Annotated in this window: 15 protein-coding genes; 5 read left to right on the top strand and 10 right to left on the bottom strand. The window is 75.3% G+C overall.

The window, feature by feature from the left end; all coding sequences use genetic code 11:
* Nucleotides 1-22: 22 nt before the first annotated feature.
* Genes ACPXCS_RS20795 through paaA form a run of 6 tightly spaced genes read right to left on the bottom strand, consistent with a single transcriptional unit; the run spans nucleotide 23 to nucleotide 4,603 of the window.
* Nucleotides 23-799, bottom strand: a complete 777-nt coding sequence (locus ACPXCS_RS20795; RefSeq protein WP_425948058.1) for an SDR family oxidoreductase — start codon at nucleotides 797-799, stop codon at nucleotides 23-25.
* Between the two features lie 38 nt (nucleotides 800-837).
* Entirely contained in the window at nucleotides 838-1,971 is a 1,134-nt protein-coding gene (locus ACPXCS_RS20800) for a 2Fe-2S iron-sulfur cluster-binding protein (RefSeq protein ID WP_425948056.1), read from the bottom strand.
* 8 nt (nucleotides 1,972-1,979) lie between these two features.
* Nucleotides 1,980-2,492: a 1,2-phenylacetyl-CoA epoxidase subunit PaaD gene (gene paaD / locus ACPXCS_RS20805; RefSeq protein WP_425948054.1), complete on the bottom strand. Its 513-nt coding sequence runs from the start codon at nucleotides 2,490-2,492 to the stop codon at nucleotides 1,980-1,982.
* The gene (gene paaC / locus ACPXCS_RS20810; protein ID WP_425948241.1) at nucleotides 2,489-3,280 is read right to left on the bottom strand and encodes a 1,2-phenylacetyl-CoA epoxidase subunit PaaC; all 792 of its coding nucleotides are present in this window, start codon (nucleotides 3,278-3,280) and stop codon (nucleotides 2,489-2,491) included. Before paaC ends, paaD begins: the two co-directional genes overlap by 4 nt.
* Before the next feature lie 10 nt (nucleotides 3,281-3,290).
* The gene (gene paaB, locus ACPXCS_RS20815) at nucleotides 3,291-3,602 is read right to left on the bottom strand and encodes a 1,2-phenylacetyl-CoA epoxidase subunit PaaB (RefSeq protein ID WP_425948053.1); all 312 of its coding nucleotides are present in this window, start codon (nucleotides 3,600-3,602) and stop codon (nucleotides 3,291-3,293) included.
* Nucleotides 3,599-4,603, bottom strand: coding sequence for a 1,2-phenylacetyl-CoA epoxidase subunit PaaA (paaA, locus tag ACPXCS_RS20820; protein WP_425948051.1), 1,005 nt, complete (start codon nucleotides 4,601-4,603; stop codon nucleotides 3,599-3,601). The genes paaB and paaA overlap by 4 nt, the downstream gene beginning before the upstream one ends.
* A gap of 321 nt (nucleotides 4,604-4,924) precedes the next feature.
* On the opposite strand from paaA, the gene ACPXCS_RS20825 reads away from it, so the two are divergent.
* The 3 genes from ACPXCS_RS20825 to ACPXCS_RS20835 all read left to right on the top strand — a co-directional run bounded on the left by ACPXCS_RS20825 (nucleotide 4,925) and on the right by ACPXCS_RS20835 (nucleotide 7,641).
* Nucleotides 4,925-5,173 carry an acyl carrier protein gene (locus tag ACPXCS_RS20825; protein ID WP_425948049.1) on the top strand — a complete coding sequence of 83 codons (249 nt, stop codon included), beginning with the start codon at nucleotides 4,925-4,927 and terminating at the stop codon, nucleotides 5,171-5,173.
* On the top strand, nucleotides 5,173-6,657 hold the full coding sequence (locus ACPXCS_RS20830; protein WP_425948047.1) for a class I adenylate-forming enzyme family protein: 1,485 nt from the start codon (nucleotides 5,173-5,175) through the stop codon (nucleotides 6,655-6,657). The genes ACPXCS_RS20825 and ACPXCS_RS20830 overlap by 1 nt, the downstream gene beginning before the upstream one ends.
* Nucleotides 6,658-6,840: 183 nt before the next feature.
* The gene (locus ACPXCS_RS20835) at nucleotides 6,841-7,641 is read left to right on the top strand and encodes an enterobactin synthetase (protein WP_425948045.1); all 801 of its coding nucleotides are present in this window, start codon (nucleotides 6,841-6,843) and stop codon (nucleotides 7,639-7,641) included.
* A gap of 65 nt (nucleotides 7,642-7,706) precedes the next feature.
* On the opposite strand, the gene ACPXCS_RS20840 is transcribed toward ACPXCS_RS20835, so the two are convergent.
* From ACPXCS_RS20840 to ACPXCS_RS20855, 4 genes are all read right to left on the bottom strand, one after another.
* Nucleotides 7,707-7,901, bottom strand: a complete 195-nt coding sequence (locus ACPXCS_RS20840; protein ID WP_425948043.1) for an antitoxin — start codon at nucleotides 7,899-7,901, stop codon at nucleotides 7,707-7,709.
* Between the two features lie 68 nt (nucleotides 7,902-7,969).
* On the bottom strand, nucleotides 7,970-9,199 hold the full coding sequence (gene ccrA / locus ACPXCS_RS20845; protein WP_425948041.1) for a crotonyl-CoA carboxylase/reductase: 1,230 nt from the start codon (nucleotides 9,197-9,199) through the stop codon (nucleotides 7,970-7,972).
* Nucleotides 9,200-9,253: 54 nt separating this feature from the next.
* Entirely contained in the window at nucleotides 9,254-13,144 is a 3,891-nt protein-coding gene (locus ACPXCS_RS20850) for a type I polyketide synthase (RefSeq protein ID WP_425948039.1), read from the bottom strand.
* On the bottom strand, nucleotides 13,137-21,791 hold the full coding sequence (locus ACPXCS_RS20855) for an amino acid adenylation domain-containing protein (protein WP_425948037.1): 8,655 nt from the start codon (nucleotides 21,789-21,791) through the stop codon (nucleotides 13,137-13,139). Before ACPXCS_RS20855 ends, ACPXCS_RS20850 begins: the two co-directional genes overlap by 8 nt.
* A gap of 460 nt (nucleotides 21,792-22,251) precedes the next feature.
* On the opposite strand from ACPXCS_RS20855, the gene ACPXCS_RS20860 reads away from it, so the two are divergent.
* Both ACPXCS_RS20860 and ACPXCS_RS20865 read left to right on the top strand, forming a co-directional pair.
* Nucleotides 22,252-23,577 carry a phthiocerol/phthiodiolone dimycocerosyl transferase family protein gene (locus ACPXCS_RS20860; protein ID WP_425948035.1) on the top strand — a complete coding sequence of 442 codons (1,326 nt, stop codon included), beginning with the start codon at nucleotides 22,252-22,254 and terminating at the stop codon, nucleotides 23,575-23,577.
* Between the two features lie 60 nt (nucleotides 23,578-23,637).
* A complete protein-coding gene (locus ACPXCS_RS20865) occupies nucleotides 23,638-24,156 on the top strand; it encodes an RNA polymerase sigma factor (RefSeq protein WP_425948033.1) in 519 nt (172 codons plus the stop codon).
* Nucleotides 24,157-24,309 lie beyond the last annotated feature (153 nt).

The raw sequence follows: 24,309 nt of genomic DNA on the forward strand, positions 1-24,309 counted from the left end.
ATCTCCTAGGGGTGCGGACGGGTCACACACCGAGGTGGGCGCCGCCGGAGGCGTCGATCCACTGGCCGGTCACCCAGCGGGCGTCGTCGCTCGCGACGAAGGAGACGACGTCGGCGATGTCGACGGGGTCGCCGAGCCGGCCGAAGGTGGAGGCCTCGGAGTAGCGGCGGCGGATCTCCGGGACGGCGAGGGTGGGGTTGATCTCCGTCTCGGTGTAACCGGGGGCCACGGCGTTGACGGTGATGCCCCGGGGGCCGAGCTCCTGGGCCAGGGAGAGGGTCAGGTAGTCGAGGGCGGCCTTGGTCATGGTGTACGAGACGATCGCGGGGAAGGCGACGCGCGTCGCGACGGAGGAGATGTTGACGATCCTCCCGCCGTCCCGCAGCCGGTCCAGGCCGCGCTGGATGATGAAGAACGGCGCCTTGGTGTTGATCGCGAAGACGCGGTCGTAGTCGGCCTCGGTGACCTGGGCGATCGTGCGGGGGACGGTGATGCCCGCGTTGTTGACGAGGATGTCCAGGCCCGCCGGGGCGTCGTGCTGCGCGAGGGCCTCGTCGAAGGCGGACCACAGGGTGTCGGCGTCGCCGGGGACGCCGAGTTCGGCGTGCACGGGAAAGGCGCGGCCGCCGTCGGCCTCGATCTCCTTGACGGTCCGTTCGGCGGCCGTCAGGTCGTGGCCGTAGTGGACCGCCACGAGGGCGCCCTCACGGGCGAGACGCCGGCTGATGGCTCTGCCGATGCCGCGGCTGCCTCCGGTGACCAGGGCGGTCTTCCCGGCGTGGCGGGCGGTGGCGGTCATCGTGGTTCCTTTCGCTCAGGGGTGGCGTGGCGTGCGGGTCAGGCGTCGAAGTCGAGGGTGATCTCGGGGGTGCGGGGCCGGGCGCGGCAGACCAGGGTGTAGCCGGCGGCGCGGTCCCGTTCGTCCAGGGCGTGCTCGCGGTCCGCCGTCACCTGTCCGGACAGGACCTTGGCGCGGCAACTGCCGCACACGCCCTCCCGGCAGGCGTACGGCACGTCGGGGTGGCTGCGCAGGAGCGCGTCGAGCAGGACCGGGTCGTGCGGCAGGACGGTGGCGGCGCGGCGGCGCCCGTCGAGCAGGGCGGTGACGCGGTACTCCCCCGCCCCCGCCGCCCGTCCGGCCGGCTCCGGCGGCACCGGCTGCGTGCCGTCGGTGGTGAACAACTCCCAGCGGACGAGCGACGGGTCGGTTCCCCGGGCGGCCAGGACGCTCCGGACGGTGGCGACCAGGCCGGGCGGGCCGCACAGGGCGAACGTGGTGTCCGGCCCCGGACGGGCGTCCACGGCCGCCAGCAGCCGGTCCACCCCGGACGCGTCCAGCCGCCCCGCGAGCGGGCCGCCGCCGCTGCCCCGGTCCTCCCGGGTCAGCACGTACAGGACGGTGAAGCGGTCGACGAACTCGTCCTTCAGCTCGGCCAGTTCATCGGCCAGCACGGCGTCGGCCGAGGTGCGGACCGAGTGGACGAGACTGACGCGGCAGGCCGGGTCCCGGCGCAGCGCGTGAGCGGCCATGGGGGCCAGCGGGGTGATGCCGGTGCCGCCCGCGAGGAGGACGTGGTGGGCGCCCGGCACCTCCGGCAGGGCGAAGGCGCCGGTGGGTGGGGAGAGTTCCAGGCGGGCGCCCGGCGCGAGCCGCGTGGTGGCGTGTTCGCCGAAGCCGCCGGGGCCGTTCCGTCTGATCACCAGGCGGAGCGCCGCGGGGGCGTGCGGTGGCGGGCAGACCGAGTAGCTGCGGCGCAGTTCGGTGCCGTCGTCGCGGTGGTGCCGGACGACGACGTGCTGGCCGGGGCGGTGGGCGAAGACCTCGCGCAGCGCGGCGGGCACGTGCAGGGTGACGGCCACCGTGTCGGCGGTCAGGTGACGGACCTCGGTGACGTCGAGCGCGTGCCGGCCGGTACGGCGGGGCGGACCGGCCGGCGCCTCGTCGAGGAGGGCGGGCTCAGCGGTGTTCACGGTGTGCCTCACAGCGCGGTCAGATGGGGGAAGGGCTCGCGGCACGCCGTGCACCACAGCACCGACTGGCAGCGGGACGGCCCGAAGTCGCTGTGCGGGCGGGTGGCCCGTGAGCCGCAGTGCGGGCAGGGCACGGCGCCCAGTTCGACGGGGACCGGGCTGTCGGGGGCCGGGGTCACGGGTGGGGCGATGCCGTGGGCGGCGAGTGCGCGCCGCCCTTCGGGCGTGATGCGGTCCGTCGTCCAGGGAGGTGTGAGGACCTGCCGGACACGGCCGTCGGGGTGGCCGCAGGCGGTCAGGACGTCCCGGATCGCGGCGGTGATCTCGGGCAGCGCGGGGCAGCCCAGATAGGTGGGGGTGATCTCCACCTCCAGCACGCCGTCGGGGCCCGGGGCGACGGAGCCCACCACGCCGAGGTCGCCGAGGCCGATCACCGGCAGCTCCGGGTCCGGCAGCGCGGCCACCCGCTCGCGCACCTCCTCGGCGGAGCCGCGGGCCGTGGCAGGGGCGGCCCCGCTCACCAGGTGCCCCCGGGGAACTGCCGCCGCACCGACTGCAGTTCGGCGATGAGCGGGCCGAACTCCTCGGTGTGCAGGCCCGAGCGGCCTCCCGTGGCCGACCAGGCGGGGCCGGGCACGGTCAGTCCCGCCTCGGTGACGACGCCGGTGACCCGGTCGAGCCAGGCCGGGTGCAGGGCGGCCGGTGAGGGCACGGTGCCGGACGCGGCCAGGCGGCGCAGCACGTCGTCCTCCTCGAAGAGCTCGCCGGTGTAGGGCCACACCCGGTCCAGGGCGTGCTGCATCCGGCGGGCGCTCTCGGCCGTGCCGCGGCCCAGCGTCACCGTCCAGCGGTCCGCGTGCAGCCGGTGGAAGGCCACCTCCTTGGCGGCCCGGGCGCCGAACGCGGCGAGTTCGGGGTCGGCGCAGTGCGCGAGCGTCTCGTAGTGGAGGACGGCGTAGTGGGTGTAGGCCAGTTGCCGGGCCACGGTCGCCGCGAAGTCCCCGTTGGGGAGTTCGGTCAGCAGGGCGTTGGTGAACTCGCGTTCCGAGCGCGTGTAGGCGAGGTCGTCCTCGGTGCGGCCGGTTCCGTCGAGCAGGCCGGCGCGGGTGAGCAGGGCGCGGGCGTGGCCGATCAGGTCGAGGGCGATGTTGGACAGGGCCAGGTCCTCGTCGATGGTCGGCGCGCGGGTGATCCACTGGCACAGCCGCTGCCCGAGCACGAGCGCGTCGTCGCCCAGGCGCAACAGGTACCGGGCCAGGTCGGGGTCGGCGGCCGACGGCGGCTCGCCCGGCAGGGGGCCGGGGCGCACCGCCGCGACGTCACTCGTGGTGCTCACCTTCGGGGCCTTTCTCGGTCAGCGGCGCGTAGTGCTCGGGGTAGCGGTACGGCTTGTGGCGGGCGCCCGCGAAGTACGGGTCGCGTTCGTCCGGGGAGGCCGTGTGCACGGCGTCGGAGCGGACCACCCACAGCGACAGGGGCTCGCCGCGGCGCGTGTACAGGTCGCGGGCGGCGGCCAGTGCCGCGTCCGGTCCGGCGGCGCGCACCGATCCCACGTGCTGGTGGGCCAGGCCCCTGCGGGCCCGCAGGAACACCTCCCAGGACGCCGGTGCGCCCTCCTGTGTCCCGCTCATGCGGCCGCTCCCCCGGTCCGGTCCGTGCGCGCCGCGTACGCGGCGGCGGCCTCCCTGACCCAGGCGCCGTCCTCGTGCGCGGCCAGCCGGTGCGCGATGCGCTGCCGCGCCCAGTGGGTGTCGTCGCCCAGGGCGTCGCGGTAGGTCTCCCAGTCGACGGGCGTGAAGTCGTAGTGGCCGCGCTCCTCGTTCCAGCGGATCGCCGGGTCGGGCAGCGTCAGGCCGAGCCGCTCGGCCTGCGGGACGCAGGTGTCCACGAAGCGCTGGCGCAGCTCGTCGTTGGTGTGGCGCTTGATGCCCCAGGCCATCGCGCGGCGGGAGACGGCGGCTCCCAGCGCGGCGGTCCGGGCGTCGGCGCCGCCCGCCTCGGTGTCGGGCGGCCCGAACATCAGCGCCACCGCCGGCAGCCACCAGCGGTTCACCGCGTCCTGCGCCATCTCCTTCTGCTCCGGCGTCCCTTCGCACAGGGCGCGCATCAGGTCGTAGCCCTGCCGCACGTGGAAGGCCTCCTCCTGGCAGACGCGGCGCATCGCCCGGGCGTAGGGCCCGTAGGAGGTGCGGCACAGGGGTGCCTGGTTGATGACGGCGGCGCCGTCCGTCAGCCAGGCGATGGCTCCGGTGTCCGCCCAGGTCAGCGCGGGGTGGTTGAAGGTGGCCGAGGCGCGCTGCCGGCCCTGGTGCAGGGCGTCCAGCAGGTCGGCGCGGTCCACGCCGAGCGTCTCGGCGGCGGAGTACAGGTACAGGCCGTGCCCGGCCTCGTCCTGGACCTTGGCGAGCAGGACCGTCTTGCGGTGCAGGGACGGGGCGCGGGTCAGCCAGGCGCCCTCCGGCTGCATGCCGATGATCTCGGAGTGGGCGTGCTGGGCGATCTGGCGGACCAGCATGCGGCGGTAGCCGTCGGGCATCCAGTCGCGCGGTTCGATCGTCTCGCCGCCGGCGATGAGCGCGTCGAAGTGCGCGAGCAGTTCGTCCTCGTCGGTGGCGGTGGTCGGCGCGGTCACCGGGCACCGCCCGGGCGTCCGGCGACCGACGTGGCGGTGCCGTGCTGCGGGCACCGTCCCGGGGCCCGGACCCGTACCGGCTGCCTGGGCACGCGCATCACTCCTTCGCTCGGGACCGCCCGGGCGGACCGGGCGGAGCGGGTTGCTTCGTTGCGGTAAGAGGCCGGGCGTGCGGCCCGGCTATCCACGGGGTGCGAGGTTCGGGCGCGTGACAAAGCTCACGGGTCGGCCCGGGGAGTGGGAGCGGGCGCAGCCGCCTCTTGAGGGGGTGACAGTCGTACACCGCGCGGCGGCCGGCACGCCGAGGCGAAAGGGGAAAGCATGAGCACCATCAGGGAGTTGCTGGTCGAACTCACCGGCACGACCGAGTACGCCGACCGGATCGGCGACGACGCCGACCTGGCCGCCAGCGGCATCGACTCCGGGGACCTGGTGCGCCTCGTCCTCCTGGTCGAGCAGCGGCTCGGCGTCGAGATCACCGCCGAGGACATGGAGGAGCTGCGCACCATCGGCGACTACGAGCGTTTCGTGGCCGAGCGCGCGGGCGCCGGCGCGAGCGGCGGTGCGTGATGTGGCTGACGCAGCTGCTGGAGCGCAACCGCCAGTGCCGGCCCGGCCGGACCGCACTGGTGGACGAGGAACGCAGCGTCACCTGGGCGGAGTTGCACGACCGCACGATCGAACTCGCTCACGGTCTGGCGGAGCTGGGCATCGAGCGGGGTGACCGGGTCGCCGTGCTCTCCAAGGACCGGATCGAGGTCCTGGAGAGCTACTTCGCGCTGGCCCGGCTCGGCGCGCTGTTCGTGCCGCTGAACCACAGCCTGGCCGAGCCCGAGGTCGCCGGGATCGTCGAGCGCGTGGGCGCGGTGGCCGTCCTCGGTGAGGCGGAGCTGCTGGACCGGCACGCCGACCTGCCGTCCTCGGTGCGCGTCCGGGTGGCCTTCGACAAGCCCGCGTTCGCGGCGCTGGGCACCCTGGCCGCGGAGCGGGACCTGCCGGACGTCGCCGACACCGACCCGATCGCCGTGCTGCACACCTCGGCGACCACCGGCCAGGCCAAGGGCGTCACCGTCGACAGCGCGTCGTTCCGGGCCATCGCCCTCGGCTGGCTGGTGATGGCCCGTCCCACCGACGGCATCGTCATGGTCAACTGCTGCCCGCTGTACCACGGCAGCATGGTCGTGTCCCTCACCTACCTGGCGGCCGGCGCGACGGTCGTGCTGATGCCCGGCTTCACCCCGCAGCGGGCGCTGTCGGCCGTGGAGCGGCACGGCGCCACGCACATGTGGCTGGTGCCGCAGATGCTGCGTTTCATGCTGCAGGCCAAGGCGTCCCGGCACACCGACCTGTCGTCCCTGCGGGAGATCCTCTACGGGGCCGCGCCCATGCCGCTGGACGTCTACGCCGAGGCGGTCGAACGGCTCGGCTGCGGCTTCCGGCAGGTGTACGGCATGACCGAGGTGGGCGGCCCGTTCGTCACGCTCGGACCCGACGAGCACCCCGCACCGGGAGACGTCGCCGCCCGCATCCCGTGCGGGCGGGTCGTGCCGGGCATGTCCGCCCGCGCGGTGGACGGAAGCGGCCGGGAGCTCCCGCCCGGCGAGATCGGCGAGATCGTGGTGCGCGGGCCGGGCGTCATGCAGGGCTACTGGAACGACCCGGAGGCCACCCGTGAGATCACCCTCGACGGCTGGATCAGGACGGGCGACCTCGGCTTCATGGACGACGAGGGCCGCATCAGCCTGGTGGACCGCACCAAGGACGTGATCATCCGCGCGGGCCAGAACGTCTACCCCTCGGAGATCGAGCGCGCCCTGATGACCCACCCGGCGGTCCGGGACGCGGCGGTCGTCGGGATGCCCGACGAGGACTACGGCGAGGTGCCGCTGGCCTACGTCGCCCTGGAGGCGGGTGCGCAGCCCGGCACCGCCGAGCTGCTCGCGCATGTCGCGGGGCTGCTCGCGCCGTACAAGCGGCCGCGGCGGGTGGAGTTCATCGAGCAGGTGCCGCGCAACCCCGCCGGGAAGATCGTCAAGAAGCTGCTGCGGCAGTGAGCGTCCACGGCGGCGGACGGCGATGCCCCGCCGCCTCCACCCGGTCCGGGCCGGCCACGACTTCAGACGCCGTGGCCGGCCCGGAGCGCTCCGGGGCGGACACCTCCGGGCGGCTGCGGGCCGCCGTGGCCGGGTCACTCCGCGTCGGCGGAGAGCTCGCGCGGACAACACAGGGGAGAGCCGGTGCGGACGACCGGAACGGACGGGGCCTCGGCCCGGCGACGCCACGCCGGCGGCAGCGGGCCCGCATCACGGGTGCACGCGGGTGACGAGCTCCTGGCGGCCGTGGTCCGCGACCTGGCGGCGCTGCGTCCGGTGCTCGCCGCCGCCGGGTTCGGGCTGGGCGTCGCGGTCGTCTCCGAGCCGGGTGCGGAACCGGCGGGGCCCGCCGAGGCGGCCGCCGCGGCCTCGATGCCGTCGCGGCGCCGGCTGGAGTTCCTGGCCGGCCGGCGCGCCGCCCGTCGGGCCCTGCGCGCGGTCGGTCTGGACTGCGGGGAGATCCCCCGGGCGGGGCGTCTGCCGGTGTTCCCGCCGGGCCGGGCCGCGTCGATCACGCACAGCGAGGGGATCGCCGTCGCGGTGGCGCGCGGCCCCGGCCGGGACCTGCCGCTCGGCTGCGACCTGGAGCTGCGGCCCCTGCCCCGCGGTGCCGCCCGACTGGTGCTGCACGCGGACGAGGAGGCGCTGCTCGGCGGCGACGGGGACGCGTGCGGTGGAGGTGCGGCCTGGTCGGTGACGGAGTTGTTCTCCGCCAAGGAGGCGGCGTGGAAGGCCCTCGCCGCGGCGGAGGGCGAGCACCGGGACGGACCGGCACGGAGTCTGCGGGAGCTGCGGGCGTCACCCTGCGGGGACGACCTGCGGGTGGGTGCGCGCGCCGGCCTCGCCCGCACCGTGCGGGTACGGCTGGAGCGCGTCGGCGCCGCCGGCGTGTTCAGCCACGTCGTCGGCCGGGCCGGCGACCACGGCTGCGCAGGCGGCGACTGAACACCCTCTGCACAGGCGTTTCCCGCCCCCGGCAGGCCGGGGGCGGGAAGCCGTGCACGTCGGCGCTAGCGCTGCGACGGGCCGTCGTCCCGGTAGGAACGCCGCACCGCGTCGGACGCCTTGTCCGTCTTGGCGTCGTACTTGCCGCCCGTCCGCTCGTCGACCATGCGCTCGGCGCCCGAGACGCCCTTGTCCGCCTGGTCGGGGTGGCCCTTGGCCATCTGCTTGGCCTTGTTCATCATGTCGCCCAGCTTGCCCATGGGGGGTACCTCCGGGAGGTGCGGGTACGTCGTACCCCGCCGCAGGTACCCCTCCCAGCGGGGATGAATCACCCCAGATCGCCCACGCGGGCGGCCATGTTCCCGGCCGGGTGCCGGTTGTCGTGGATGAGCTGGTGGGCGAGCCCGATTTCATCGAAATCGAAGGTGCGTGACAGGCAGGGGTCGATGATTCCCTGGTCGATCAGGCGGGTCACTTCACGTGCCTCGCGAGCAGTGGCGACGTGCGAACCCTGCAGGCGCTTCTGCCGCATCCACAGGAAGCGCAGGTCGACGTCGCCGTTGTAGCCGGTGGTGCCGCCGCACAGCACGACCATCCCGCCGTTGTCGCACAGGTACAGCGACGTGGGGATGGTGTCGGCGCCGGAGTGCTCCAGCACGATGCGCGGGCTGCGCCGCTCCCCCAGCACCTCCCAGAAGGCCCTCCCGAAGGCGCGGGCACCCGAGAGCCAGCGGCCCATCGCAGCCTCGTCGGAGGTGTCCGGCAGCCGTCCCCAGTGGTCGAATCGCCGCCGGTCGATGAAGCCCTCGGCGCCCAGCTTGAGGCAGAACTCGCCGCGCTCCTCGCTGGAGACGACCGCGACGGGGATGCCGCCGACGTGCCGGACGAGCTGGATGGCGATGCAGCCGAGGCCGCCGGCGCCGCCCCAGATCAGCACCGGGTCGCCGGGGCGCACCGTGTGCGGGGGCCAGCCGAAGAGCTGGCGGTAGGCGGTGGCGGCGGTCGCCATGTAGCAGGCGGCCTCCGCCCAGGAGAGCCGGGCGGGCTTGGGGTGGAGCATGTAGTCGTCGACGACCGCGAACTGGGCGAAGGAGCCGTAGTTCTCCTCGTAGCCCCACACCCGCTGGCTGGCGGACCAGGTGGGGTCGCCGCCGAGGCGGATGTCCTCGGCCTTCTCGTCCCAGCGGTTGGCGAGGACGACGACCTCGTCGCCGAGCTTCACCCCGCGCACGTCCTCGCCGACCGCCCAGACGATCCCGGACAGGTCCGAGCCGCCGATGTGGAAGTCCTCGGTGGCGCCCGCCTTCTGCCGTGCGGCGATCACGTCGAGCGGTGAACCCAGCGCCGCCCAGACGTTGTTGTAGTTGATCCCGGCGGCCATCACCTTCACCAGGACCTGCCCGCGCCCGACGGGCGGGACGTCGACCACCTCGGTCCGGAAGGCGTCGACGGGCTGTCCGTAACGCTCCTGGCGGATCAGCGAGGCGTACATCTTCTTCGGGGCGGTGCCCATCTCGGGCGCGTCGCCGAGTTCGTACAGGTCCTGGGTCGCTCTCACGCTGGCTCTCCTCAACGCGTGCTCGGGGGTGCTGGAGGGGAAGGGGACGGCGGCTCAGGCGTCGAGTCCGCGCAGGGCCTTGGCGACCGCCTCGCCGATGCGGGCGATCGGCTCGGGCTCGGTCATCTCGTAGTGCCCGCAGGGCACCTGGTGGTCGTGCAGCGTGCCGTCGACGTAGGGGCGCCAGCTGTCGGCCTTGCCGGGCAGCACCGCCAGGTCGGCCGGGGAACCGGCGGGTTCCTCCTGGGCGGCGCTGAAGAACAGCACGTCACCGTGGAAGACGCCGGGGGCGAACTGCGGGGCGATGCGCAGGTTGTTGCGCATGACGGTGGCGATGGCGGCGGCCTCGGCGCGGGTGACGGGGGACCCGGCCGCCCCGTCCGCGGCCTGGGCGTCGATCCGGTCCAGGACGGTGTCCACGTCCGGGGGTGCCGTGCCGGGGTCGACGGGGAGTCCGGCCACCCGGGACAGCAGGGCCGCCACCTGCCGTTCGGCCGCGGCCGGGTCGTGGTCCGTGCCGTGCGGCTGGGGCGCGTCGAGCATGGCGAGGAGTTCGACCTGCTCGCCGTCGCGCTGGAGCGCACAGGCCATGGCGTGGGCGACGAATCCGCCGTAGGACCAGCCGAGCAGGCGGTACGGGCCGTGGGGCTGCACCCGGCGCACCAGGTCGAGGTAGTGGGCGACCATGGCGGCGGCGTCCGGCGCGGGCGGGGTGGTGCCGTCCAGGCCGGCCGCCTGGATGCCGTGGACGGGCTGGTCGCCGCCGAGGTGGGGCAGCAGGCCCGTGTACCGCCACGACACGCCCGCGCCGGGGTGGACGCAGAACAGGGGTGTGGCGCTGCCCTCGGCGCGCAGCGGGAGCAGCGGGCCCAGAGCGGTCGTGGCCTCCCCCCGGGTGCCCCCCTCCGCTTCGTCGGCGGCCGTGAGAACCCCGGCCACGGTCGGGGCGGCCAGCAGGGTCGCCGCCGGCACGTCGAGGACACCGGCCTGGCGCAGCCGGCCCACCAGCAGCACGGCCCGCATCGAGTCGCCGCCGAGGTCGAAGAAGTTGTCGTGCAGGCCGATGCCGCCGATGCCGAGGGTCTCCTCCCAGAGCCGGGTGACCTCCCGCTCGCGGTCGGTGCCGGGCGGTACGTGCTCGGTGGTCAGCCGGGGCCGGGGGGCGAGGCCGGCGCCGGGGCCCGCCGTGGCCGGGGTGTCGTCGGGCGCGGCGGGGTCCGTCCGCGCGCCGGGCGCGTCGATCCAGTGGCGCCGGCGGTCGAAGGCGTAGGGAGGCAGCGGCACCCGGCGCGGCGCTCCCGGCACCGGGGGCAGGGCGTGGTCCACGCCCGCGCTCCACAGCCGTCCCAGGGCCTCGGCGAGGACGAAGCCGTCGGACGCCTCGGCCTTGGCGTGCCGCATGGTCGTCACCGTCACCGGCGTGGCGTCGGTGAGCCGGCCGGTGGCCAGCTTGGTCAGGGTGTCGCCGGGCCCGATCTCCACGAGGACGGGGTGCAGCCGGTCCCACAGGGCGGTGATGCCGTCGGCGAACCGTACGGTCTCGCGGGTGTGGTCGAGCCAGTGCCGCACGGAGGTGGCCTGGGCGTCGGTGATCCAGGTGCCGGTGACGTTGGTGACGTAGGGGATGCGCGGCGGGCGCAGGGTGACCTGGCGCAGATGGCTCTCGTAGGCCGGCAGGACCGGGTCGAGGACGTGCGAGTGGGCGGCGACGGGGATGCGCAGGCGCCGGAACGGCACGCCGCGGCGGGCGAGTTCGGCCTCGAAGCGGGTGACGGCGTCGAGGTGTCCGGCGACCGTGCAGGCGCCGGGGCCGTTGACGGCGGCCAGGGACAGGTCGTCGCCGAGCAGCGGCCGGACGTCCTCGGCCGGGGCGGCGACGCCGACCGTGGCGCCGCCGGCGGAGCTGATGAGCCGGATGCGTTCGGTGACCAGGGGCAGCATGTCCTCGAGGTCGATGACGCCGGCCAGGCAGGCGGCCGTGTACTCGCCGAGCGAGTGGCCGATCAGCGCGTCGGGGCGGACGCCGGACTCCATGAGGGTGCGGGCCAGGGCGTACTCGGTGACGACGAGCCCGAGGAACGCGGAGGTGTCGTCGGGGTGGCGCTCCTCGAAGAGGGCGGTGCGCAGGTCGGTGCCGAGGACGGGACGCAGGATGCGGGCGCACTCGTCGACGGTGTCGCGGTAGCCGGGGTGGTCGCGGTACAGCTCCGCGCCCATGCCGGGGTACTGGGTGCCGCCGCCGGGCAGCAGGAACGCCACGCGGGCCGGGTCGTCGGAGACCGGCGGGGTGGCGGGGGCCGCGGAGCGCAGCGCGTCGAGGGCCTCCTCGCGGGAGGCGGCCGTGACGGTGAGCCGGTGGCGCAGTGCGGGCCGGTCGGTGCGCAGGGAGTGGGCCACGTCGTCCAGGCGCAGGCCGGGCCGGCGTTCGAGGTGCCGGGCGAGTGCCTCGGCCTGGCCGCGCAGGGCTCCGGCGGTCCGGGCGGACAGCGGCAGCACCAGGCGGCGCTCGTCCTCGGGCGGGCGCGGTGCGGCGGGCGCGGTGGGCGGTGCCTCCTCCAGGATGACGTGGGCGTTGGTGCCGCCGATGCCGAAGGCGCTGACGGCGGCCCGGCGCGGGTGCTCCCCCTCGGGCCACTCCTCCAGGGCGGTGGGCACGCGGAAGGGGCTGCTGTCGAAGTCGATCAGCGGGTTGGGCCGGTCGAAGTGCAGGCTCGGCGGGATCTGCCGGTGTTCCAGGGCCAGGACGGCCTTGATGAGCCCGGCGATGCCGGCGGCGGCACCCAGGTGGCCGATGTTGGTCTTGACCGAGCCGAGCGCGCAGAACCCGGTCCGCGGGGTGCTGTGCCGGAACGCCTCCGTCAGGGCGGACACCTCGATCGGGTCGCCGAGCTTGGTGGCGGTGCCGTGCGCCTCGATCAGGCCGATCGTGCCGGCGTCGACCTCCGCCTGGGCCTGGGCGGCGAGGATCACCTCGGTCTGTCCGGCGGCGCTGGGCGCGCTGAAGCCGACCTTGCGGCGGCCGTCGTTGTTGACGGCGCTGCCGCGGATGACGGCGCGGATGCGGTCGCCGTCGGCGAGGGCGTCCTCCAGCCGTTTGAGCACGACGGCGCCCACGCCGTCGCCGGAGGAGGTGCCGGCGGCGTCGGCGGCGAAGGCACGGCAGTGGCCGTCGGGCGAGAACGGGCCGTCGGGCACGTGCCGGTAGCCGAGCACGGCGGAGGGGTTGAGGGAGACGGCGGCGGCGAGCGCGGTGTCGCAGCGGTGGTCCAGCAGGTCCTGGCAGGCGGTGTGCACGGCGACCAGGGCGGTGGAGCAGGCCGTCTGCAGGGACACGCTCGGGCCGGTGAGGCCGAGTTCGTAGGAGACGCGGGTGGCGAGGGTGCCCAAAGAGTTGGCGGTGGCCGCGTGGACGAGTTCCACCGAGCCGGGCTGCCCGGCGTAGCGGGGGTGGACGTGGGCCGGGTAGTACCGGCTGTCGCCCGCCCCCGCGTAGACGCCGAACGCCTCGCCCGCCCGGTCGCCGCCGAGGCAGCCGGCGTCCTCCAGGGCGTGGTAGGCCACTTCGAGCAGCAGCCGCTGCTGCGGGTCGACGACGGCGGCCTCGGCGGGGCTGTAGCCGAAGAAGCCGGAGTCGAAGCGGTCGATGCCCTCGACGACCGACGCCATCCGGATCAGGGCCGGGTCGTCCAGGTCGCGCGGGTCGCCGCCCGCCGCGAGGAACTCCTCGTCGGCGACGGGCCGGACGGACTCCCGGCCGGCCGCGAGGTTCTCCCAGAAGGCGTCGAGGTCGTCGGCGCCGGGGAAGCGGCCGGCCATGCCGATGACGGCGACGGCCGGGAACTCGGCGAACTCCTCGTCGTGGGGTGCGGTGGTGTCGTGCACGGCGTGTGCCTCGTCCTCTCCCGGTTCGGTGGTGTGCCGTGTGGTGTCCGTCCCGTCACGCACGGCCCCGGTCCTTTCCGTGCCGTGCGGTACGGCGGGCGCGGGCGGCGCGCTGGCGCTGTGCCTGCTCCTTGGCACGGTCCAGGCCGCTGCGGGGCGGTTCGGCCGGTGCCTGGCCGGGCGAGGGCGCGGTGGCCGCCGCGGGGGTGGTGGCGCCGCGCTGCGCGAGGTGGCGGGCCAGGTCCCGGACGGTGGGGTGCGCGAACAGGTCGACGACCGACAGCTCGGTGCCGAAGGCCCGGTTGACGGCGGTCTGCGCGGTGACCAGGAGCAGCGAGTTGCCGCCCAGGTCGAAGAAGTTGTCGTCCCGGCCGACCCGGTCGCGGTCCAGGACGCCGCGCCACACCTCGGCGAGCCGGCTCTCCAGCCGCCGCCGGTCCTCTTCCGCCTCCGTCCCGTCCGGGCGGGTGCTCGTGCCCGCCGAGCGCAGCGTCCAGGCGTCGGACAGGCCGGCCGCGCGGGCACTGTCGGCCGCGACCCGGTACAGGGCGCCCAGGTCGGTGCCGTCCTCCAGGCCGACGCGCGCGGCCAGGCGCCGGGTCTGGCGCACGGGGGCCGTGACGTGGCTGCGGACCCAGGGCGCGGTGCGGTCGGCGCCGATCAGCAGGTGCGGCTCGTCCAGGGTGCGGGCCAGGTCGAACGAGCGCAGTGCGGCCGGGGTGTCGAGCAGCCGGTAGCCCCGGGCCTCGGTGAGCGCGGTGAGGCCGTAGCCGCGGCTCATGCCGCGCTCGCGCCACATGCTCCAGGCCAGCGACTGCGCGGGCAGGCCGAGGCTGCGGCGGTACACGGCGAGGGCGTCCAGGTAGGCGTTGGCGGCGGCGTAGGCGGCGTTCATGGCGCCGCCGAAGAAGCCGTTCACCGAGGAGAAGGTGACGAAGGAGGCGACCGGGTGGTCGGCGGTGAGCCGGTGCAGCGTCCACGCGCCGCGCGCCTTCGCCGCCAGCGCCCGGCGCCAGGTGGTGGCGTCCAGTTCGCCCACGGGCCGTTCCACGAGCGTCCCGGCCAGGTGCAGCACCGACGTCAGGGGCACGCCCCACGCCTCGGTGGCGGCCTCGACCGCGGCCCGCATCCCGGCTTCGTCGGTGACGTCGGCGCGGGCGTAGCGGACCTCGCCCCGTTCGCGCAGCCGCGGCAGGGCGGCGGCCTCGTCCTGCGGTGTGCGTCCGACGACGAGCAGCCGGGTGCCGGGGGTGCGCAGCAGGTGGGCGGCGAGCTCGGCGCCGACGCCGCCGAGTCCTCCGGTGAGCAGCGTGAAGCCGTCCTGTGCCGGCTGCCCGGCGCGGGACGCGGTCTCGGGCAGGGCTTCGAGGCGGCGTACGTACCGGTGTCCGTCGCGGTAGGCCACCTCCACGCCGTCCGCGGTGACCGTCGCCTCGGCCGTCAGCAGGGCCAGCGGGTCCGTGCCGCCGTCCGGGGGGAGGTCGAGGTGGGTGCCGCGCAATCCGCCCAGCTCCTCGGCCAGCGACTTCAGGAGGGCTCCCGCCATGGCGTGGGCCGGGGCGGGGTGTTCGCCCGGGAGCACGGCCTGGGCGCCCGCCGTGACGTACACGAGGTCGACGGGGCGCCGCGGACCGGGCCGGGCGGCCAGGGCCCGGGCGAACGCGAGCAGTTGCTCCGCGCCCGTGGTGTCGTCCGGCGCCGCCGGTGCGCCGCCCGTGCCGCGCAGTCCAGCGAGGTGCAGGACGGCGTCGACGGGCCGCTGGTCCTCCTCCAGCCGGCTCAGCAGCTCGGCGTGGTCGGACTCCTCGGTAGGCCGTACGCGGTGGTGCGCGGCGTCGATCCGGGTGTACGCGGTTCCCTCGCCGACCACCGTGCACAGGCCTCCGGCGGAGCGCAGCGCGTCGGCGAGCCGCTGCGCGAGGGTGCCGGTGCCGGGGTCGCCGCCCGCCAGCACGAGGGTGTGCCGGCCGGGCGTGGCGGCGCGGGCCTCGGGGCGTGCGGCCCGCTGCCACACCGGTCGCAGGAACCAGTCGGGGACGGTGGCCGCGGTGCCCAGCAGCATCTGGGTGCGGCGCACCTCGTCGTCGAAGTCGCCCGCCTCGAAGCTCTTGCGCAGCTTGGTGCGCTGGATCTTGCCGATCTCGGTCTTGGGGACGGCGTCCTGCGCCACGGGGACGAGGAAGGCCGGGCTGACGCCGATCTCCCGGGTGACCTTGCCGGCGATCTCGCGCAGGGCGGCGGCCGGGTCGGCGGCGGCTTCCGGGGTGAGGTGCAGGAACAGGGCGAGTTCGTCGGTGGGTGAGGAGGGGTCGGTGCGCACGGCGACGGCGGCGGTGAAACTCCGCTCCGCGTACGGCAGTTCCTCGACGCAGGCCTCGATCTCGTGGCTGTAGTGGTTGACGCCGTTGACGATGATGACGTCCTTGGCGCGGCCGGTGATGTACAGCTCGCCGTCGCGCAGGAACGCCAGGTCGCCGGTGTCGAACCAGCCGTCGTCGGTGAACGCCTCGGCGTTGGCTGCCGGGTTGTCGTGGTAGCCGCCGGTCACCGAGGTGCCGCGCACCTGGAAGCGGCCCGCCTCGCCCTCGGTGAGGACCGTGCCCTGCTCGTCGACGATCCGCATGGCGAAGCCCGGGTAGGGCAGGCCGCAGCTCACGAACGTCCCCTCGTCCGGGACGGGTTCGCAGCGCAGGACGGCGTCGGTGACCACGGAGCAGGTCTCCGACATGCCCCAGCCGGGGTGCATCACGTCCTGGGGCAGGCCGAAGGGCTTGAGGGTGTGCAGGAACCGGCGGGCGGCCGAGGCGACGACGACCTCGCCGGCGTTCATCACCAGCCGCATCGGCGACAGGTCCCAGGCCCGGCCGGTGAAGCGGTGGGACTGCTCGGCGAGGAGCCCGAAGGCGAAGTTGGGCGCCCAGGTGACGGTCACCCGGTGCCGGTCGGCGAGGTCCATCCAGCGCAGCGGGTCCTGCAGGATCCAGGGGGTGGGGGCGTGGATCTGGCGGCAGCCCAGGTACACGTCGCGCAGGTGGAACATCACCACGCCGGTGACGTGGTCGAGCGGGATCCAGTTCAGGGAGACGTCGTCCGAGCCGAGCCCGTTCATCTGCTCGGTGGCCGCCGAGCGGGTCAGCACGTTGCGGTGGGTGAGCCGCACCGCCTTGGGCAGGCCGGTGCTGCCGGACGTCATCAGCATCAGCATCAGGTCGTCGGGCCCGGCGGGGTGCCAGTCGTGGTCCTCGGGCGCCTCGCGCAGCGCGTCGGCGGTGGTTATGCGCGGCCCGGGCCAGTCCTGCCGGGCGGCGACCGCGCGCAGCCCGGCCTCGCGGCCCGCGGAGCACACGATCCAGGGCCGGCCGAGCATCCGCCAGATGCCCTCCAGCTTGGTCAGCGCCGCCGAGGGCGTGTCGTAGGAGGCGGGCACGGTCAGCGGGACGGCGACGAAGCCGCCGAGGACGCAGCCCCACAGCACGGCCAGGAAGTCCTCGGTGGCGTCGCACTGGAGGATGACCTGGTCGCCGGGGCGCAGGCCGGACCGGCGCAGCCCGGCCAGGACGCGGGAGGCCTCGGGGATCAGGGAGGCGTAGGTGCGCCGGTGTTCGCTGCCGTCGGCGTGGACGTGGACGATGTCACCGCGGTCCCGTGCCGCGGCGCGGCGCAGCGCCTCGGCCCAGCTCGGCACGGACGGTTCGGTGAGGGCGGGGCCCTCGCTGACGGCCGGGACGGCGGAGGCCGATCCGGCGCGGGCGGCGGGGGCCGCCGCCGTGGTGCGCTCGGGCAGGCCGGTGTGGCGGCGCTCCAGCTCCTCGGGAGCGTTCTCGAGGGTCACCTCGGCCGTGGTGACGCCGGCCACCTGGGCCAGCCGCTCCCGCCACCGTCCGGCGGCCGCACGGTCGACGGCGGGCAGGGCGCGCAGCGCCGTTGCGTCGACGGTGCCGTCCTCGGCTCGGGGCAGTGCGTTGACCGCGGTGACGCGGACGGTGCCGTGGCCCGTGCGGTCCAGGAGGTCCTCGACGCGTTCGGCGGCGTCCGGCCGCCCGGGCACCACGTACAGGCGCGTCGGGGCGTCACCGCTGCCGGGCAGGGCGTGGGCGTCGCGGATGCCCGGCACGGACAGGGCCGCGTCGGCCAGGTCCGCCGGGTCGGTGGCGGCCGGGGCGGGGGTGCGCTCCGGGAGCGCGGGCAGGTCCCCGAGGCGGGCGGCGGGATTCGCGCCGACGGTGCGCAGGACGTCGTGCAGCGCGCGGGCGAACGCCTCGGCGGTGCCCGCGTCGTAGAGGTCGGTGGCGTACTCGACGTGCAGGGTCAGACCGTCGGGGACGCCCTCGGGGTCGTGGTTCTCCAGGACGTCCACGAAGAGGTCGAACTTGGCGGTGCCCGTGGCAGTGGGCCGCAACGGGGTGCGGTCGCCGTCGAGTTCGAGGACGGCGGGCGCGTTGTTCTGCAGGGCCAGCATCACCTGGAACAGGGGGTGCCTACCGGGCGTGCGGGGCGGGTTGAGGTCCTCCACCAGCCGGTCGAAGGGCAGGTCCTGGTGGTCGAGGGCGGCCAGGTCGGCGGTGCGCAGCCGGCCGAGGAGGTCACGGAAGGCGGGGTCGCCCGAGGTGTCGGCGCGCAGCACCAGCGTGTTGGTGATCAGGCCGATCAGGGGGTCGAGGCCGGGTTCGGTGCGGCCCGCGACGGGGGTGCCGAGGACGATGTCCTCGCCTGCGCCGCAGCGGGTGAGCAGGGCGCTGACGGCGGCGTGCAGCACCATGAACAGGCTGGCGCCCTCGCGGTCGGCCAGGCGCAGCAGGTCGCGGTGCAAGGCGGCGTCGACGGTGGCCTCGACGTGCGCGCCACCGCCGCGCGGCGCGCGGGGACGCGGCCGGTCGCCGGGCAGGGTGCACTCCTCGGGCAGGCCGTCCAGCGCGGTGCGCCAGTGGGCGGTGAGCCGCTCCAGCCGGCCCGGCCCGTCCGGGCCGGGGGCCAGCAGGGCGCGCTGCCACAGCGCGTAGTCGGCGTACTGCGTCGCGAGCGGGGTCCAGTCGGGTGCCCGTCCGGCCCGGCGGGCGGCGTAGGCGGCGCTCAGGTCGGCGGCGAAGGGGCCGAGCGACCAGCCGTCGGCGGCGCTGTGGTGCAGGACGAACAGCAGGACCCGCTCGGTGCCGGTGCCCAGCAGCCAGGCCGCGAGGGGGCTTTCGGCGGTCAGGTCGAAGCGGTGCCGCAGCGCGGTGGTGACATGCGCGGCGGTCTCCGCGGCGGGGCACTCGACGTGCCGCAGCACCGGCCGCAGCTCCCCCGGCGCCAGGATCCGCTGGTACGGCACCCCGTCGTGCTCGGCGATCACCGTCCGCAGGCTCTCGTGGCGGTCGGCCAGGTCGCCGAGGGCGGCGCGGAGCGCCTCGGTGTCGAGGCCGGTCCCGGCCGGGACGAGGAGCGGGATGTTGTAGGTGGCCGCGCCCTCGTCGAGCCGGTTCAGGAACCACATGCGTTCCTGCGCGAAGGACAGCGGAACCCGCTGCGGGCGCTCGGCCGCCCCGAGGGCCGGCCGGGGCAGGGCGCCGTCCGCCTGCACGGCGAGCCGCTCCGCGAGGGCGGCCGGGGTCGGCGTCTCGAACAGGGCGGTGATGGGGACCTCGGCGCCGGTCTCGTGCCGCAGGCGGGCCAGCAGCCGGGTGGCGAGCAGGGAGTCGCCGCCCAGGTCGAAGAAGCCGGCGTCCACGCCCACCGTGTCCCGCGGCAGTTTCAGCACGTCCTCGAACAGGGCGCACACCAGGGCCTGTTGCGGTGTGGTGGGGCGGGTGCCGGACGCGGCGGCGGTGAAGTCGGGGTCGGGCAGGGCCTGCACGTCGAGCTTGCCGTTGGCGGTCAGCGGCAGGGCGTCCACGGGGACGCAGGCGGCCGGGACCATGTGCTCGGGCAGGTGCGCGGCGGCATGGGCGCGCAGGTCGGCCGGGCCCGCCGGGGCGTCGCCGGAGGGAACGGTGTAGGCGACGAGGTGCAGGGCGCCGTTCGCGGCGCGGCGGGGCACGACGGCGGCGCGGGCGACGCCCGGGTGGGCGGCGAGGACGGCCTCGATCTCGCCGGGCTCGACGCGGAAGCCGCGCAGCTGTATCTGGGCGTCGGCGCGGCCGAGGTAGTCCAGGGTGCCGTCGGGGCGGCGCCGGGCCAGGTCACCCGAGCGGTACATGCGGGTGCCGGGCGGACCCCAGGGGTCGTCGGCGAAGCGTTCGGCGGTCTGCTCGGGCCGGTTCAGGTATCCGGGGGCGACGCCGGCGCCGGAGACGTACATCTCCCCCGTCGCGCCGGGCGGCACCGGGCGTCCTCCGGCGTCCAGCAGGTGGACGCGGAGGTCGGCGAGCGGGGTGCCGACGACGCTGCCGCGGCGCGGGTCGTCCAGATCGGCCCGGGTGAGGCGGTGGTGGGTGACGTGCACGGTGGTCTCGGTGATGCCGTACATGTTCACCAGCGCCGGGTGGTCCAGGCCGTGCCGGTCGGCCCAGGGCCGCAGCCGGGCCGGGCGCAGGGCCTCCCCGCCGAACACGACGTAGCGCAACGCGCCGGTGTCACCGCCGTGTTCGAGGTCGGCGTCGACGAGCTGCTCGAACGCGGAGGGTGTCTGGTTGAGGACGGTCACGCCCTCGTGGTGCAGCAGGCGCAGGAAGTCGCGCGGCGAGCGGCTGACGGCGTACGGCACGACGACGATCCGGCCGCCGTGCAGCAGGGCGCCCCAGATCTCCCACACGGAGAAGTCGAAGGCGTAGGAGTGGAACAGCGTCCACACGTCGTCGGCGCCGAAGTCGAAGTGCTCGGCCGCGGCGGCGAAGAGGCGTACGACGTTGGCGTGCGGCACGGGCACGCCCTTGGGGCGGCCGGTGGAGCCGGAGGTGTGGATGATGTACGCGGTGTCGGACGGGCTGACGGGGCCGTGCCGTTCGGCGTCGGTCACGTCGGCGTCCGAGCGCCCGGCGAGGTCCGCGGCCACCTGCGGATCGTCCAGCAGCACGGCGGGGACGGCGTCCTGGGCGAGGTGGGCGTGGGCGCGCTCGGTGACGAGGACGACGGGGGCGGCGTCCTCGACGACCAGCCGCAGCCGCTCGGCCGGCTGGCCCGGGTCCAGGGGCAGGTAGGCGGCGCCGGTCTTGAGCACGGCCAGCAGGGCGGGCAGCAGCCGTATGCCCCGCTCCAGGGCGAGCGCCACCACCCGGCCGGGGCCCGCGCCGTGTGTCGTCAGCAGCCGGGCGAGCCGGTTGGCCTCGGCGTTGAGCTCGGCGTACGTGAGCCGTTCGTCCCCGCAGCCGACGGCGGTCCGGTCGGGCCCGGCCGCCGCCCGCTCCTCGAACAGTTCCGTGAGGGTCCGCTCGGCCGGGAAGGTGCGCACGGGCGTGTCGCGGGGGTGTTCGCCCGGCAGCAGGAGGTCCAGATCGCCCAGCGGCGTCGTCGGCTCCGCCTCGGTCAGGCGGCGCAGCAGGGCGAGGAACCGGTCGCGGTGCAGGGTGAGTTCGTCGTCCTCGTACAGGGCGGGGTTGGCGTCGAAGGCGAGCCACAGTCCGCCCGGCCGGGCGCCGGGGCGCACGGAGATCTGGAGGTCGTCGACGGCCCCGCCGGACAGGTGGTGCCAGGTGGTGGGGTGCCCGCCGAAGACGGGGGACTCGTCGAACGGCACGATGTTGAGCACCGGCCCGTACAGCCGGCGCCCGGTGCCCAGCAGGCCCAGGTCGCGCCGGAGGAACTCGCCCCGGTAGCGCTGGTGGCGGCGCAGGGCCTCCAGTTCACCGGCGACGGCCCCGGCCAGGTCCGCGACGGGGGTGCCGGGGTCGGCGGCCACCCGCAGCGGCAGGACGTCGGAGGCGGTGCCGGGGGTGCGCAGGGCGGCACCGCCGAGACGGCTCATGGTGGCCAGGCCCAGCACCAGGTCGCCGGCGCCGGTCATGCGGTGCAGGTAGGCGGCGGTGGCCGCGGTCAGCAGGTCGGTGCGCCGGACTCCGAGGCGGGCCGCGGCGGCGTCGAGGGCGTCGGTCTCGGCGGGCGTCAGCTCGGCGGTGCGGCGCAGGAAGGGCGCGGTGGGCGCCGCGGTGCGGGAGGTGAGCCGGGCGGGCTCCGGCAGACCGGCCAGGCGCCGCGCCCAGTGGTCGCGGTCGCGGGCGTACCGCTCGGAGGCGCGGTAGGCCGTCTCCTCCTCCTGGAGGCGGCTCACGGGCGCGAAGCCGCAGGGCTCCGGTTCCCGTCCCTCGGCCAGGGCGTTGTACGTCTCGGCGAGGCGGCGTCCGAGGAGCTTGTAGCTGTAGCCGTCGAGCAGCAGGTGATGGGCCCTCAGCAGCCACAGGTGCCGGTCGGGGGCGAGGGTCAGCAGGGTGTGCGCGAACAGCGGGCCCTTCTCCAGGTCCACGGAGGTGGCGAGTTCGGCGCGGACGTGGGCCCAGGCGGCGGCCTCGGGGTCGGGGGCGCCGCCGACGTCCACCCGGTGCAGGGGCCAGTCGTCCGCGTCCGGCGCCGGGTGGCAGCGGGGGCCGTCGTCGGTGTCGGTGAAACGCAGGGCGAAGGTGTCGGCCTCGGCGACGGTGCGCCGCAGCGCGGTCTCGAACAGGGCGATGTCGAGGGGCCCGTGGATCTCCACGGCCTCCGCGGTGTTGTACGCGGCGCTGTCCGGTGCGAGCCGTCCCGCGTACCAGAGGCCCTCCTGGGCCCCGGACAGCGGTCGACGTGCGTCCTCCTGGAGTGACATAGCACAACCCTCACGTGGCAAGCCGTAATGTCCCGGACGGCGAAGGCCCGGCCGGATCGGACGGGTGCGGCCGTCCCCGTGCGGCCGGTGGCTACGCGCCGGGCCAGCCCGCAGGGCGGGGAAGGAGGCCGCACGCCGAGGGCAGGGGGATCACCTCACCTGCCCCGGTTTCACGGCACAGCACGGTGGTCCACCGGGATCTGCGGAGTCAAGGTGAACCGGGCTCGCGGGCTTAGATTCAAGGGTTTCCCTGAATTTCAGGAGGCCGGGGAGTGTGTGCCGCGCGTCAACTTCTAGGGAAAACACGCGACTTTCCCGCGTGCCGCGCTCTCGGCTGGATTCGGCCGCGGTCGCCCGTGCACTCTCGAAAGGCCCCGACCTCCCCGCGGACCGCCGCGGTGGCCGAGATGTCCCGGGGCCGTGGACGTCCGGAACGAACGACGGAAAGAAGGCTGACGGCATGCACCGTGTGCTGTGCCCGGTCGAGACACTGTACGTGGGCCAGAGAAGCAGGGCCGTGCTGTCCTGCACCCTGCGCGGACCCGTGGACGTCGCGGCACTGACGGCCGCGTTCGATGCCACGACGGAGGCGAACCCGCCGCTGCGCTCCCGCATCGAGCAGGACGGCGCGGGCCATGTGCTGCGCGTCCTCGGTGCGGATGAGCGGCCCCGGCTGCTCACCCGTACCGGCGACCCCGACGGGGCCTACGCGGCGGAGCTGAACAGGCCGCTGCCGGTCGGGGGCCCGCTGAGCCGTGCCGTCCTGGTCAGCGCTCCGGACGGGCAGAGCCACCTGTTCGTGCTGGTGGTGGACCACACCATCACCGACGGCCACAGCAGCATCGCCCTGCACAACGCACTGTGGGACCGCTACCGGGCCCTGGTCGACGGCGAGTCCACGGCCGGCGAGTCCACGGCCGGCGCCGCCGAGGACGGCCTGCCGCAGTGGCCCGAGCCGGTGAGCCGGCTGCTGCCCCCGGCCGACGACGCCGACACGGCTAAGTACCTCGACGGCCGTCTGGACGCGATACGCCGGCACCCGGTGGAACTCGTCCCGTACGACGCCGCCGTCGACGGCGCGACCGGCCCGGACGGGCACATCGAGGTGCGCAGGCTGACCCTGGAACCGGAGCTCACCTCACGACTGCGCCGGACGGCGCGCGCCTCGGGCGTCTCCGTGCACGCCCTGATCGCCGCGACGCTGCTGATCACGGCCCGGCGGCGGCTGGCCGGGGACGAAGGGGCGCGCACCCTGGGCTGTCTCTCCCCCGTCGACCTGCGCTCCCGGCTGTCCCCGCCGGTGCCCGTGTCCGCCCTGGTCCCGGCGGTCACCACGCACCTGCAGACCCTGGACGTGTCCGTGGCCTCGGAGCCGCTGGAGCTGGCCCGGGCCGTGCACGCCCGCCTGGGCGACTTCCTCTCCCGCGGCGACCACTTCCACGAGATGCGCATCACGCCGGAGATCCCCCGCAACCCCCTGCTGCAACTGGCCACGGTGATCGCCACCAACATGGGCGTGGTCCCCGGCCCGCGGCTGCCGGAGGGGCTGCGTGCGGTCGACGTGCGGCTGGTGCCGGCCCGCGAGCACTACTTCCCGCAGGCGGGACGCAGCCCGGTGATGGCGTGCGTCGTCTCCTTCGAGGGCCGGCTCTCCATCGAGTTCCCGCACCACACCGCCTGTTACAGCCCGTCCTTCATGCGGGAGTTCCGCGACGACGTGCGGGCCGGGCTGCTGCGCTTCGCGGACGCGGCGGAACCGGAGACCGCCCGGGCCGCCACCGGCTGAGCACGGCCCGTCCGCCCCCACCCCCCGCCCGCCCGGCTGTGTAAGGAACCTCAGTCCGTCATGACGACCGTCAGCGAACTCCCCTCTCCCCTGACGCTGCTCCCCCGAGCCCAGGCGGGCGACGAGCACGCGATGAACCATCTGCTGACCGCCATCACGCCGTACGTGGCGCGCATCTGCAGGTCCATCACCCACGACGACGGGGCCGACGCCACGCAGGAGGCACTGCTCGCCGTCTACCGCGGCCTGGGTTCCCTGCGCGAACCGGCGGCGTTCTACGGTTGGGTGCGCTCGGTGACGGTTCGCGAGGCCGTGCGCACCGCCAAGCGCTACGGCTCGGAGAGCTGCTGCTCCGAGGTGGACTCGCAGGAGGAGACCAACCCCCTGGACGCGGTGCACATCAGCGACGTGCTGGAGCGTCTGTCCCAGGCGCACCGGCAGGTCCTCACCCTGCGTGCCTACGGGCTCAACGAGGAGGAGATGGCCGAGGTGCTCGCGCTGCCCGTGGGCACCGTCCGCTCCCGTCTCTTCCGGGCCCGCCGCCGGTTCCAGGAGGCGTGGCAGCCTTCGGCGGCATGAGACCGGAGCCCGGCCCTCCGGGGCCGGGCCGGTACGACGGCGGGCGGGGGGGGGGGTGGGCCCCCCCGCCCCCCCCCCGGGCCCCACACGCCCCCGTGCCCACCAACCCACCCCGGGCGGGGGGGCCCCCCGGGGGCCCAGCCCCCCCGCGGA

Origin of the sequence: Streptomyces sp. DT190 (assembly GCF_049846985.1) — a bacterium.
Classification (GTDB): domain Bacteria; phylum Actinomycetota; class Actinomycetes; order Streptomycetales; family Streptomycetaceae; genus Streptomyces.